General features: G+C 65.5%; 14 protein-coding genes. 1 reads left to right on the top strand and 13 read right to left on the bottom strand.

The features are described from left to right. Positions 1 to 199: 199 nt before the first annotated feature. The 4 genes from glmM to E3O19_RS11870 all read right to left on the bottom strand — a co-directional run bounded on the left by glmM (position 200) and on the right by E3O19_RS11870 (position 3,579). Complete coding sequence (glmM, locus tag E3O19_RS11885) at positions 200 to 1,561, bottom strand: phosphoglucosamine mutase (protein ID WP_134567852.1); 1,362 nt, start codon at positions 1,559 to 1,561, stop codon at positions 200 to 202. A 20-nt stretch (positions 1,562 to 1,581) separates the two neighbouring features. Further along, on the bottom strand, positions 1,582 to 2,067 hold the full coding sequence (gene rpsI / locus E3O19_RS11880) for a 30S ribosomal protein S9 (protein ID WP_134567851.1): 486 nt from the start codon (positions 2,065 to 2,067) through the stop codon (positions 1,582 to 1,584). 48 nt (positions 2,068 to 2,115) lie between these two features. Further along, positions 2,116 to 2,562 (bottom strand): 50S ribosomal protein L13, encoded by a 447-nt coding sequence (gene rplM / locus E3O19_RS11875; protein WP_134567849.1) that lies wholly within the window; start codon positions 2,560 to 2,562, stop codon positions 2,116 to 2,118. Between the two features lie 183 nt (positions 2,563 to 2,745). Further along, entirely contained in the window at positions 2,746 to 3,579 is an 834-nt protein-coding gene (locus E3O19_RS11870; RefSeq protein WP_134567856.1) for a tRNA pseudouridine synthase A, read from the bottom strand. 145 nt (positions 3,580 to 3,724) lie between these two features. Here E3O19_RS11870 and E3O19_RS11865 point away from each other — a divergent pair, with 145 nt between their 5' ends. Continuing rightward, positions 3,725 to 5,632: an acyltransferase family protein gene (locus E3O19_RS11865; protein WP_134567847.1), complete on the top strand. Its 1,908-nt coding sequence runs from the start codon at positions 3,725 to 3,727 to the stop codon at positions 5,630 to 5,632. A gap of 200 nt (positions 5,633 to 5,832) precedes the next feature. On the opposite strand, the gene rplQ is transcribed toward E3O19_RS11865, so the two are convergent. The 9 genes from rplQ to E3O19_RS11820 all read right to left on the bottom strand — a co-directional run bounded on the left by rplQ (position 5,833) and on the right by E3O19_RS11820 (position 12,187). Beyond that, positions 5,833 to 6,348, bottom strand: coding sequence for a 50S ribosomal protein L17 (gene rplQ, locus E3O19_RS11860; protein WP_134567845.1), 516 nt, complete (start codon positions 6,346 to 6,348; stop codon positions 5,833 to 5,835). A 47-nt stretch (positions 6,349 to 6,395) separates the two neighbouring features. Beyond that, positions 6,396 to 7,385: a DNA-directed RNA polymerase subunit alpha gene (locus tag E3O19_RS11855; RefSeq protein ID WP_134365630.1), complete on the bottom strand. Its 990-nt coding sequence runs from the start codon at positions 7,383 to 7,385 to the stop codon at positions 6,396 to 6,398. A gap of 173 nt (positions 7,386 to 7,558) precedes the next feature. Beyond that, complete coding sequence (rpsK, locus tag E3O19_RS11850) at positions 7,559 to 7,957, bottom strand: 30S ribosomal protein S11 (protein WP_055821293.1); 399 nt, start codon at positions 7,955 to 7,957, stop codon at positions 7,559 to 7,561. A 44-nt stretch (positions 7,958 to 8,001) separates the two neighbouring features. After that, on the bottom strand, positions 8,002 to 8,376 hold the full coding sequence (gene rpsM / locus E3O19_RS11845) for a 30S ribosomal protein S13 (protein ID WP_134363338.1): 375 nt from the start codon (positions 8,374 to 8,376) through the stop codon (positions 8,002 to 8,004). A gap of 165 nt (positions 8,377 to 8,541) precedes the next feature. Continuing rightward, positions 8,542 to 8,655: a 50S ribosomal protein L36 gene (gene rpmJ, locus E3O19_RS11840; protein WP_035834639.1), complete on the bottom strand. Its 114-nt coding sequence runs from the start codon at positions 8,653 to 8,655 to the stop codon at positions 8,542 to 8,544. Between the two features lie 66 nt (positions 8,656 to 8,721). Continuing rightward, the gene (infA, locus tag E3O19_RS11835; RefSeq protein WP_022883252.1) at positions 8,722 to 8,943 is read right to left on the bottom strand and encodes a translation initiation factor IF-1; all 222 of its coding nucleotides are present in this window, start codon (positions 8,941 to 8,943) and stop codon (positions 8,722 to 8,724) included. A gap of 186 nt (positions 8,944 to 9,129) precedes the next feature. Continuing rightward, the gene (locus E3O19_RS11830; RefSeq protein ID WP_134567844.1) at positions 9,130 to 10,281 is read right to left on the bottom strand and encodes a mannitol-1-phosphate 5-dehydrogenase; all 1,152 of its coding nucleotides are present in this window, start codon (positions 10,279 to 10,281) and stop codon (positions 9,130 to 9,132) included. Beyond that, positions 10,278 to 10,718: a PTS mannitol transporter subunit IIA gene (locus tag E3O19_RS11825; RefSeq protein ID WP_134567842.1), complete on the bottom strand. Its 441-nt coding sequence runs from the start codon at positions 10,716 to 10,718 to the stop codon at positions 10,278 to 10,280. Before E3O19_RS11825 ends, E3O19_RS11830 begins: the two co-directional genes overlap by 4 nt. Beyond that, positions 10,715 to 12,187 (bottom strand): PTS mannitol transporter subunit IIBC, encoded by a 1,473-nt coding sequence (locus tag E3O19_RS11820; RefSeq protein WP_134567840.1) that lies wholly within the window; start codon positions 12,185 to 12,187, stop codon positions 10,715 to 10,717. Before E3O19_RS11820 ends, E3O19_RS11825 begins: the two co-directional genes overlap by 4 nt. Positions 12,188 to 12,282: the final 95 nt, after the last annotated feature.

Raw genomic sequence — 12,282 nt, 5'->3', positions numbered from 1 at the left:
GCGCAGCCGGTCCGCGAGCGGGGCGGCGGTGGGCCGGGCCGGGCTCTGGTCGCGGAGGGTGGTGGACATACCGCAATTCTACGGAAACAGGAACACAAATATGAGAGAACGTCAAAGATGTGGATAACTTAATCGAATCTGAATTCGACAGACTCAATCACCGACGGGGAAGGTCGCTTCGACAGACACGACTCCCGAGTCAGAGGGCGAGGCACTCCCGTACGACGCCGGCCAAGGCGTGCGCCAGCCGGTCAGCGGTCGCCTGGTCGGCGGCCTCGACCATGACGCGCACCATCGGCTCGGTGCCGGACGGCCGGAGCAGCACACGCCCGGTGTCACCCAGCTCGCCCTCTGCGGCGAGCACCGCAGAGGCGATCGTGTCGTCGCGCTTGAGCGCGTGGTGGTCGACGCCGCGCACGTTCACCAGGATCTGCGGGTAGACCGTCATCACGGACGCCAGCTCGGCCAGTGTTTTGCCGGTGCGGGCCATCTCGGCGACGAGGTGCAGCCCGGTGAGGATACCGTCACCTGTCGTGGCGAAGTCAGTCATGATCACGTGGCCGGACTGTTCGCCGCCCAGGGAAAGACCGTGTTCATTGAGCGCTTCGAGCACGTACCGGTCGCCGACCTTGGTCTCGATCATCCGAATGTCGTTGGCCGCCATGGCCTTGCGCAGGCCGAGGTTACTCATCACCGTGGCGACGAGGGTGCGATCCTTGAGCACCCCGCGTGCGGCCATCGAGACCGCGAGGATCGCCATGATCTGGTCGCCGTCGACAACGTTGCCGTCACGGTCGACCGCCAGGCACCGGTCGGCGTCGCCGTCGTGGGCGATGCCGATGTCTGCTCCGTTGGCGAGCACGGCAGCGGCGAGGTTGTCGAGGTGGGTCGAGCCCACACCGTCGTTGATGTTGAGGCCGTCGGGGTCCGCGCCGATCACGGTCAGGCGCGCGCCGGCATCCGTGAACACCTGCGGCGAGACTCCGGCGGCCGCGCCGTGGGCGCAGTCGAGCACAACGTGAACGCCGTCGAGGCGGTTCGGCAGCGTACTGAGCAGGTGCACGACGTAGCGATCCTCGGCATCCGCGAAACGACGGATGCGACCGACGTCGCCGCCGATCGGCGTCAGATTGGGTCCCTCGAGGTGTTCCTCGATGCGGTCCTCGACGTCGTCGGGAAGTTTCGTTCCCCCGAAGGCGAAGATCTTGATGCCGTTGTCGGGGGCGGGGTTGTGCGAGGCGGAGATCATCACGCCGAAGTCAGCGCCGATGTCGGCGATCAGGAACGCGGCAGCGGGCGTGGGAATGACGCCGGCGTCGAGGACGTCCACGCCGGAGCTGGCCAGGCCGGCGGCGACGGCGGCGGAGATGAACTCGCCGGAAATGCGGGGGTCTCGGGCCAGGACCGCCACCGGGCGTCGGCCTTCCGCGAGTCGCAGTTGGGCGCGGCGACCCTGTGTGAGGACCGCCGCGCTCGCTTGCGCGAGGGCCAAGGCGAGGCCGGCCGTGAGATCACGGTTGGCCAGGCCCCGAACACCGTCGGTACCGAATAGTCGGGGCATTTACGGTACCGACTATCGAATTAGCGCTTGGAGAACTGAGGCGCCTTACGGGCCTTCTTGAGTCCGGCCTTCTTGCGCTCCTTGACGCGAGCGTCACGGTTGAGGAAGCCGGCCTTCTTCAGGATGGCGCGGTTGTTCTCTTCATCGATCTGGTTGAGCGAACGAGCAATCCCCAGACGCAGTGCGCCGGCCTGGCCGGAGGGGCCACCGCCGGTGATACGGGCGATCACGTCGTAGCTGCCGAGAAGGTCGAGCACCTTGAACGGGTCGTTGATCAGCTGCTGGTGCAGCTTGTTCGGGAAGTAATCCCCGAATTCGCGGCCGTTCACCGTGATGGTGCCCGAGCCGGGAACGATGCGCACGCGGGCGATGGCCTGCTTGCGACGTCCGACGGCTGCGCCGGGAACGTTGAGGATGGCGCGGGGCGCCTTGGTTACGGTTTCGGCCGGAGTCTCGGTCGAGTAGCTCTCCTGAGCCTGGTCAATCTGGTCTGCGATCTTCGCCACGATGTAGTGAATCCTTTTTCTTAGAGTCGAGAAGTCTGGTGGCCGGCGCTACTGAGCGACCTGGGAGAGGGTGTACGGCTTCGGCTGCTGGGCAGCGTGCGGGTGCGCCGGTCCGGCGTACACCTTCAGCTTCGCCAGCTGGGCGCGGCCGAGGGTGTTCTTCGGCAGCATGCCACGGATCGCCTTTTCAACCGCACGGGTGGGGTGCTTCTCGAGCATCTCCGAGTAGTTGGTGGCGGTGAGGCCGCCCGGGTAACCGGAGTGGCGGTACGCCAGCTTCAGGTCGAGCTTCTTGCCGGTGAGGGCGATCTTCTCGGCGTTGATGATGATGACGAAATCGCCCATGTCCATGTGGGGAGAGAACGTTGCCTTGTGCTTTCCACGGAGGAGAACGGCGGCGTGGCTGGCAAGACGACCGAGAACGATGTCTGTGGCGTCGATGACGACCCAGTCGTGCTGGACTTCGCTTGCCTTGGGAGTGTAAGTGCGCGTCACTATTGAGCTGCTTTCTTGTTCGAACGGAGGTGTTCGTGAATCCCGCTCCGGGTGTGTTCCAAATCTGGGAACACGATCGATGGAGGGCTCACGTTCGTGTGCCTGGCTGCAACGCACAGACACCAAAAGTCAATATTAGTGTCCTCGCCCACCTGAGCGCAATTCCCCGGCGGTGGCGAGCGCCTATTCTGTGTCGTCGATGAGTTCCCGGCGCGCCCTGGTTTCCAACGCACGGGCCGCGAGCAGCCTGTCGGCGGGGTAAGCGACCTCCATCAGGGTCAGCCCCTGGGGCGGCATCACCTTGAATTCGCTGGTCCTGGCTCGCTCGATCCGGAGGTCGACCAGCCGGTCCGCGGCCAGCCGGCCCTCCCCGACGGCGACGCAGGCGCCGACCAGGGCCCGCACCATGCTGTGACAGAAGGCGTCCGCCTGCACGGATGCGACGAGCACGCCATCCGCGTCCCGCCTCCAGTGGAATTCCTGCAGGGTGCGGATCGTGGTGGCGCCCGGGCGCGGCTTGCAGTAGGTGGCGAAGTCGTGCAGGCCGATCAGCGTCGCCGCGGCTTCCGCCATCTTGTCCACATCGAGCCGGAAGCCGTGCCAGGTGGTGCGGAACCGCTGCAGCGGGTCGTGACCGAGCACGGAATCCGCGATCCGGTACTCGTACCGTCGCCACAACGGCGAGAAGCGCGCGTCGAAGCCGGGCGGGGCGATGGTGGAGGACTTCAGCACGATCTCGGGCTGGGTGACGAGGATGCCGCTCAGCCGCCGCTGCACCATGACCGCCAGCGGCGTCGGTGGTCGACCCTTGCCCCGGGTGATGCGTACAAGGCTGTCGGCCTGATCGGCGTTCAGGTCGAAGTGCGCCACCTGTCCGGCGGCGTGCACACCGGCATCCGTTCTCCCCGCGACGGTCAGGACGGGGGTCGGCGGGTGGCTCTGCAGGATGCCGGCGAGCCCGGACTCGATCTGGCCCTGCACGGTGCGCAGGCCCGGCTGGGTGGCCCACCCGGACATGCCGGTGCCGTCGTAGGCGATATCGAGCCTGATCCGGGTGGTTTCCGGCGGAAGGATCTCATCGGCTGCCGGGGGAAGAATCACGCAGGTAAGTGTATGGGCCGGGCGGGGTTATCGTTGAACCCGGACAGCGTCCGCTCTTGCTATGAACCTCAGTCGCCTCAGCCCCACAGCCGCCCGCCCGGACTCCGACCACACGGTCCCCGAGACAAAACGCCTGGCCGGGTTGGATGGGCTGCGCGGCATGGCGGTCACGCTGGTCGTGGTCTATCACTTCTTCCCGGCCGCGTTGCCCGGCGGATTCGTCGGCGTCGACGTCTTCTTCGTGATCAGCGGTTTCTTGATCACCGGTCTCCTGCTCGCCGAACACCGGCGCACCGGCAGGTTCACCCTCGGCCGGTTCTGGCAGCGCCGGGCGTTGCGCCTCCTGCCGCCGCTGATTCCCCTGATCCTGGTGGCCTGCACCGCCGCATGGCTCATCGGCGGCGATGTGCTGGTCGGGCTCGGCGGCCAGGTGCTCGGCGCTATGACCTTCGGCTACAACTGGGTGTCGATCGCCGGGTCGGCGAGCTACTTCGATACCACCCAGCCTGAGCTGTTCCGCAATCTGTGGTCCCTCGCGGTGGAGGAACAGTTCTACCTGGTCTGGCCGTTTGTGCTCTTCGCCGTGCTGCTGATTCGTGGCCCCTGGCGTCGCGTGGCCCTGGTGGGCGGGCTCGCCGTGGCCGCAATGCTCTGGATGGGCGTGCTGTTCCGTCCGGGGAGCGACCCGACCCGGGTGTATTACGGCTCGGACAGCCACAGCTTTGGCCTCTTCGCGGGTGCGGCCCTCGCGCTCCTGCTGGCCCCCGGCGCACGGGGGACCTCACTCCCCCGGCTCCACGTGGTGCTCGGCCTGGCACGTTCGTGGCTGGGACTGGCCGCCTTTGCAGGGCTCCTCGCCGCGGCCTGGGCGCTGCCGGCAACCGGAGCCGTGACCTACCGTGGTGGATTGGTCGCGGTCAGCCTGCTCAGTGCGATCGTCATCTGGGCTGCCGTCCGCGGCGTCCGGTTCGGCCCGTCCCTTGACCTGGCGCCGCTGCGCTACCTCGGTGAACGGTCATACGGTCTCTACCTCTGGCATTGGCCCGTGCTCGTGCTCGTGCAGGTGGCGTGGCCAGCTGCCGCCCGCGCCTACGGGCAGGCCGGTGCGCCGGCCGGGCTGGCCGCGGGGGTCCTTGCCGGCACGCTCACCCTGATCGCCGCGGCGACCTCGTACCGTTGGCTGGAGCGACCGGTGCGGTCGTATGGCGTGCGGGGCGGCATCCGGAGGCTGTCAGCCGCGACGGCCGGCTACGGGGCCCGCCGCCGCGTGCTCGTCGCCCTCGGCGCGGCCGCCGTGCTGCTCTTCGTGGCCGGCACGACCTCGGCCCTGGTCACCGCACCCCGCGAGACCAGCGCACAGCAGGCGATCGACCGCGGGCAGACGGCCATGGATGCCGCGGCCAGGGTCGCCGCCAAGCGTGCGGCCGTCTCCAGCCACCGGCCGCTGCCCGGCGGCAGTATGATCACCGCGGTGGGCGACTCGGTGATGCTGGCGTCCGCCCCCGAGCTACAGAGCAGTTTCCCGGGGATCTCGATCGATGCCGCCGTGAACCGGGGCATGCGCTCGGCCTCCGGCATCCTCGCCGCCCTGAACCAGGCCGGCACCCTGCGCTCGGTCGTCGTCGTCGGCCTCGGCACGAACGGCCCGATCAACGAGGACGAGCTGGCCGCCATCCAGACCGTGATCGGGCCGAATCGGCAATTGATCATGGTCAACGCCTTCGCGGACCGTGATTGGACTCCCGGCGTCAACGCCGCCCTGGCGGACTTCTCCGCCCGGTATTCGCGGGTGGAGCTGGCCAACTGGCACGACGCGATCGCGCCGCACTCCGATGTGCTCGCCGAGGACAACATCCACCCGGGCCCGACCGGCGGGCAGATCTACGCCGACACGATCTCGTCGGCGATCCAGCGCCTTGCCACCCACCCGCCGCTCGGTCCGCTCGACGTCTTCCGCCTGGGCGAGTAATCGGCCGGCCTCGCCCGCTTCCCCTCCCCCCGGCTTCCCGATTCCGCCGCCGAACTGTGAGTTCGGCACCGCTTCGGGCCGAAAATAGGTGCACAGCTCACAGTTCGGCGAGGTTTACCTGGCGCGCATTCGGCTTCCGGGCATGGAAAAAGGGGCCCGACCGAAGTCGGACCCCTTTCAGGTAAGCAAAGAGCTCGCGCTTACTTGGCTTCCTCGGCGTCGGCCGGGGCGGCGGCGTCGGCCGGGGCGGCGTCGGCCTCTACTGCGGCGTCGGCTTCAGCGACCTCGACCGGGGCGGCCTCTTCAGCGACGGGCTTCGCGGCCTTGGCGGGGGAGGACTTCTTGACCTTCGGGGTCAGCGGCTCGAGGACAAGTTCCATCTGAACCATCGAGGCGTTGTCGCCCTTGCGGAAGCCGAGCTTCGTGATGCGGGTGTAGCCGCCCTCGCGAAGCGCAACCTGCGGCGCGATCTCGGTGAAGAGTTCGTGCACGACGGTCTTGTCGCCGATGGTGGCGAGAACGCGACGACGGGCGTGCAGGTCGCCCTTCTTCGCGAACGTGATCAGTCGCTCGGCGACCGGACGCAGGCGCTTGGCACGGGTCTCGGTCGTCTTGATCGACTTGTGGGTGAACAGGGACGCGGCCAGGTTGGCGAGCATCAGGCGCTCGTGGGCCGGTCCGCCGCCGAGGCGGGCTCCCTTAGTGGGCGTAGGCATTGGTAATCTCCAGTATCAAAAGTCGAAAGTCAGTCTGTGCGACTGCTTTAGATGGTTTCTTCGTCGTAGCCGCTGTAGAAGTGGGCGCCGTCGAATCCGGGCACCGAGTCCTTGAGCGACAGGCCGAGCTCTACGAGCTTGTCCTTGACCTCATCCACCGACTTCTGACCGAAGTTGCGGATGTTCATCAGCTGGGTCTCCGAGAGGGCGACCAGTTCACTGACGTTGTTGATGCCCTCACGCTTGAGGCAGTTGTACGAACGAACCGACAGATCGAGGTCTTCGATCGGAATCGACAGTTCGGTCGACAGCACGGCGTCGACCGGCGCGGGGCCGATTTCGATGCCCTCAGCGGCGGTGTTGAGTTCGCGGGCCAGACCGAACAGCTCGGTCAGCGTGCGACCGGCGGATGCGATGGCGTCGCGAGGCGAAATCGCCGACTTGGTCTCCACGTCCACGACGAGGCGGTCGAAGTCGGTGCGCTCGCCGGCACGAGTTGCCTCGACCCGGTAGGTCACCTTGAGCACCGGCGAGTAGATCGAGTCGACCGGGATCTGGCCGGCCTCGGAGTATTCGTTGCGGTTCTGGGTGGCCGACACGTAGCCGCGGCCGCGCTCGATGGTCAGTTCGAGTTCGAACTTCGCCTTGTCGTTCAGCGTGGCGATGACCAGCTCGGGGTTGTGAACCTCGACGCCGGCTGGAGCCGAGATGTCAGCGGCGGTGACCTGGCCGGCACCCTGCTTGCGCAGGTACGCGGTGATCGGCTCGTCGTGCTCGCTGGAGATGACCAGACCCTTGATGTTCAGGATGATCTCGGTGACATCCTCCTTGACACCGGGAACGGTGCTGAACTCGTGCAGCACACCGTCGATCCGGATGCTGGTGACAGCGGCTCCGGGGATCGAGGACAGCAGGGTGCGGCGCATCGAGTTGCCGAGGGTGTAACCGAAACCAGGTTCAAGCGGTTCGATGACGAACCTGGATCGGAACTCCGAGATGTTCTCCTCGGTGAGCGTGGGGCGCTGTGCGATAAGCACTATTGATTCCTTTCGGCTAAGTGTCCGCTATATGACACTTGCGTGGCGAGGTGTTGAGTGTGAAAGAAAACGGTGACCCGGCAGCGACAGGCTCGAAACCGAACCTGTCGCTGCCGAGCTTGACGGTGATCGAGCCTGTCGAGATCTCGACAAGCTCGATCACCGCGAGGGAGTTAGACGCGGCGACGCTTGGGCGGGCGGCAACCGTTGTGAGCCTGGGGCGTCACGTCGTTGATCGAGCCCACCTCGAGGCCGGCGGCCTGAAGCGAACGGATCGCCGTCTCGCGTCCGGAGCCGGGGCCCTTGACGAAGACGTCTACCTTCTTCATGCCGTGCTCCTGCGCCTGACGCGCAGCCGACTCGGCTGCCAGCTGTGCGGCGAAGGGAGTCGACTTGCGCGAACCCTTGAAGCCAACTCCACCTGAGGACGCCCAGCTGATGACCGCACCGGTGGTGTCAGTGATCGAGACGATGGTGTTGTTGAACGTGCTCTTGATGTGGGCCTGGCCCACAGCGATGTTCTTCTTTTCTTTCTTGCGCGGCTTCCGAACGGCCGACTTTGGTGCTGCCATGAATTTCTCCTGAATCCTGAGGGCGAGACGGGCCGGGCCGAGGCCTAGCGCGCCTTCTTCTTGCCGGCTACGGTGCGCTTCGGGCCCTTGCGGGTGCGAGCGTTGGTCTTGGTGCGCTGGCCGCGAACGGGCAGGCCCTTGCGGTGGCGGATGCCCTCGTAGCTGCCGATCTCGACCTTGCGGCGGATGTCAGCGGCAACCTCACGGCGGAGGTCACCCTCAACCTTGAAGGTTCCTTCGATGTAGTCACGGAGAGCGACGAGCTGGTCGTCACTCAAATCCTTGACTCGGATGTTTCCATCGATTTCAGTGTCGGCGAGGGTCTTGAGTGCCCTCGTACGGCCAACACCAAAGATGTAAGTCAGTGCAACTTCCACGCGCTTATCGCGAGGAATATCAACGCCGGCTAGACGTGCCATTGTGGCTTCTCCTGTATATGAGTGGAGGTCTGTAGCAATGCCTCTTCATCGGCCTCCAACCGATGGTGTCGCCCCGAAGGGTTCCCGGCATTGCTATTTTCTGTATTCAGTTTGTCTCGACGGCCCGGTGATCGAGCCTGAGCCCGATGATCGAGCCTGTCGAGATCAGCCCTGACGCTGCTTGTGACGCGGGTTCTCGCAGATGACCATCACGTTGCCGTTACGGCGGATGACCTTGCACTTGTCGCAGATCTTCTTAACGCTGGGCTTGACCTTCATTGTGTGTCCTTGTATTCGCTGTCTTCGTACCCCAGGAACGCCTCGGGCCGTTACTTACAGCAATGCTTACTTGTAGCGGTAGACGATCCGGCCGCGAGTCAGGTCGTACGGGCTCAACTCCACGATCACGCGGTCCTCGGGGAGGATTCGGATGTAGTGCTGACGCATCTTGCCCGAAATGTGGGCAAGAACTTTGTGGCCGTTGGTCAACTCAACACGAAACATCGCGTTGGGAAGAGCTTCGACTACTGCGCCCTCGATTTCGATGACACCGTCTTTTTTTGCCATAACTCACTATCGCTAGGGTATTGATTGCTGGTCGTGCGTGGATTGTGGCGCCGTGACACGCCGAAAGCGACGGCATCAGACACCAAGGATTTACTCTATGGTATGAAGTTGCGATTTGCCAATTCATGCCTATAATCCTCGGAGTGTCCGACGCCGCCGCCGGGCTGGTGTCCGGACGCTGGTCTCCTACAGCCGGTCCTGGGCCGCTCGGACGACCTGAACCACGTCGGCGAAGAGCGGATGCGCGGGGTCGAGGCCGCAGACCTGCCCGGTGAACACCTCCGCGGTCTCGGAGCGCAGCATCCGTTGCAGTTCGACGCTCTGTTCGTCGTCCGGCACGTCGAAGCGTAGGGCGGCGCCGATCGCCTCGAGCAGCGCCGTCGGGCGCGAGCCGAGCTCGGCGATCTCCGCCGCCGGCCCGATGAAGCGTTCGTGGCGGCTGAGCTTGCGCACCGGCTGGCGCCCGACCCGTTCGACCGTGTCCGGCAGGGCCGGGTTCGCGAAGCGCACCAGGATCTTCTCCCGGTAGGCCCGCTGCGCCGCCTCGTCGAGGCCATGCTTGGCCACGAGCAGGGCTGAGGTCTCCTCGAGCACTCTGCGGGCCCCGTCCAGGACCTCGGGCACCGCGAGGGCGTCGGAGATCCGGGACACACCGGCGACCGAACCGAGGTAGGCCACCGCGGCGTGGCCGGTGTTCACGGTGAACAGCTTGCGCTCGATGTAGGGCGCCAGGTTGTCAACGAAGGTCGCACCGGGGATGACCGGCGCGAAGTCGCCGAATGCGCCGCGCTCGATCACCCATTCGTAGAAGGCCTCGACGGTGACGTCGATGCCAGAGCCGGACGCCTGGCCGGGAACGATCCGGTCGACCGCGGTGTTGGCGAAGGCGGCTTTCCGGGCGAGGTTCTCCCGTTCCTCGGCGGATACGTCCTTCCAGACGTGCCCGGCGAGAACGTCGGTGGCGTTGATCGCGTTCTCGCAAGCCATCACGGCGAGCGGCGCGAGTGTGGTCGCCCGCTGCCTCAGGCCCGCGAGGATCACCGGCGCCACGATGGGAAGGATCGTCGGCCCGACCGCGGTCGTGACGATATCGGCCGACCCGATTTCCTCGATCAGCCTCTTCTGCTCTGCGCCGCTGTTGATGGCGCGGAAGTTGTCGACCACCCGGTCGCTCGAAGTCTCCCCTGCCTCGTGCACGGTGTAGCTCTGGGCGGCCTGCAGGGCCTCGATCAAGGAAGAATCCACATCGGCGAAGACAACCTCGTATCCGGCGTCGTGGAGCAGGAGGCCGACGAATCCGCGGCCGATGTTGCCTGCGCCGAAGTGGATCGCTTTCATTCTGCGTTGACCTCCTCGAGGAGCGTGAAAATATCCTCAGCCGATGATGCATCGATCAGTTTTTGCACCTCGTCCTCGTCCGAGAAGACGACGGCGATTTTCGAGAGGATCTCGAGATGCTCGTTGTTGAGGCCGGCGATGCCGACCGCGAACCGCACGGGCTTTCCGTCCCAATCGATCGGGTCGGGATAGCGCACGAGCGAGAGGGAGGACCGGATGATCGATTCCTTGGCCTCATTCGTGCCGTGCGGGATGGCGAGGAAATTGCCCATGTAGGTCGACACGCTCGCCTCACGGTCGAACATCGAGTCGACGTAGGCGCTCGTCACGGCGCCGGCGGCCACGAGCAGGGCGCCGGCCTCGCGGATCGCGTCCTGCTTGGTGGTGGCCAGACCTGCGGCCACCACGTTTCCGGGTTCCAGGATGTGCTGGGTCATCGTGTTGCTTCCTCCGTCGTACTGCTCTGAAGCAAGGTGACGACCTCGTCGTATTTCGGGCTGTTCATGAAGTTATCCACCGAGACGAAGATGGAGTTCGGCGACTTGGCCTGCGCTCGGGCGGTCAGGTCCTGGTGGGTGATGACCAGGTCTGCCGTTCCGTCAAGGTTGGCGATGGCCTGGTTGACGACGGTGACGCCCTCAATGCCGGCCTTCTTGATCTTGTTGCGCAGAACGGAGGCACCCATCGCGCTCGAGCCCATTCCGGCGTCGCAGGCGAAGACAATGTGCTTGACTTCACGCTTCGCGCCATCGGCGCCGCCGCCAAGACCGCTGAGGAAGGCGCTGGGCTTGCCCTTGTTGGCTTCGGTCCGTGCGATTGCCGCGGCCATGTCACCGGTTTCACCGGCGGCGAGGTCCCGCTTGCGGCTGGCCCGCAGGATGACCGCGGAGATCAGGAACGACACCGTGGCGGCGCCGACCACCGAGAGGATGACTCCGACGTAGCTGTCCGGCGCGGTCTGGATGAGTACCGCGAAAATACTGCCCGGTGAGGCGGGGGCGCGCAGTCCGGTCTGGAAGGCGACGTTGATCGCAACGCCGGTCATGCCGCCGCCGATCGCGGCCAGCACCAGCATCGGCTTCATCAGCACGTAGGGGAAGTAGATCTCGTGGATTCCGCCGAGGAACTGGATGATGATCGCGCCGGGGGCACTCGCCCGGGCCAGGCCGACTCCGAAGAAGGAGAAGGCGAGCAGGATACCCAGGCCGGGGCCGGGGTTCGCTTCGATCAGGAACAACAGCGACTTGCCGTTCTCTGCGACCTGCTGCACACCGATCGGCGTGAACACACCGTGGTTGATGGCGTTGTTGAGGAAGAGAATCTTGCCCGGCTCGACCAGGATGCTCGCGAGCGGCAGCAGGTGGTTGGCGACGAGCCAATTGACCGCGCCTTCCAGTCCCGTGCTGATCCCGGTCACGACCGGCGCGATCCCGAAGAACGCCCCGAGCGCGAGGATGGCGCCGAGGATGCCGGACGCGAAGTTGTCAACGAGCATCTCGAAGCCGGGCCGGATCTTGCCTGCCCAGACGGCGTCGAGCTTCTTGAGAAGGTACGCGGCGAGCGGGCCGACGATCATCGCACCGATGAACATCGGGATCGCACTGCCGACGATGACACCCATCGTGGCGATCGTCGCAATGACGCCGCCTCGGGTGTTGTAGACCATCCGGCCACCGGTGTTCGCGATGAGCAGCGGGAGCAGGTACGTGATCATCGGGCCGACGAGAGCAGCAAGGCTCTCGTTCGGGGACCAGCCGGTGGGAATGAAGAACGCCGTGATCAGGCCCCACGCGATGAAGGCCGCGATGTTGGGCATGATCATGCCGCTGAGGAAGGTGCCGAAACGCTGAACGTGCACGCGGGCTCCCCCGCTCTTGTTCAGTGTCCCGGTTGACGTCGTCGTCATTTTTCTGCCTTTCGTTTCGGTTGTGACTGCGGTGCTGTGTGGGTGGATTGAGCGGTGGTCATGTCCTTCTCAGATCGGACTCGGTTAGTCAGGGG

Origin of the sequence: Cryobacterium algoritolerans (genome assembly GCF_004402785.1) — a bacterium.
Lineage (GTDB): Bacteria > Actinomycetota > Actinomycetes > Actinomycetales > Microbacteriaceae > Cryobacterium > Cryobacterium algoritolerans.
This window is presented reverse-complemented; position numbering and strand designations above follow the sequence as displayed.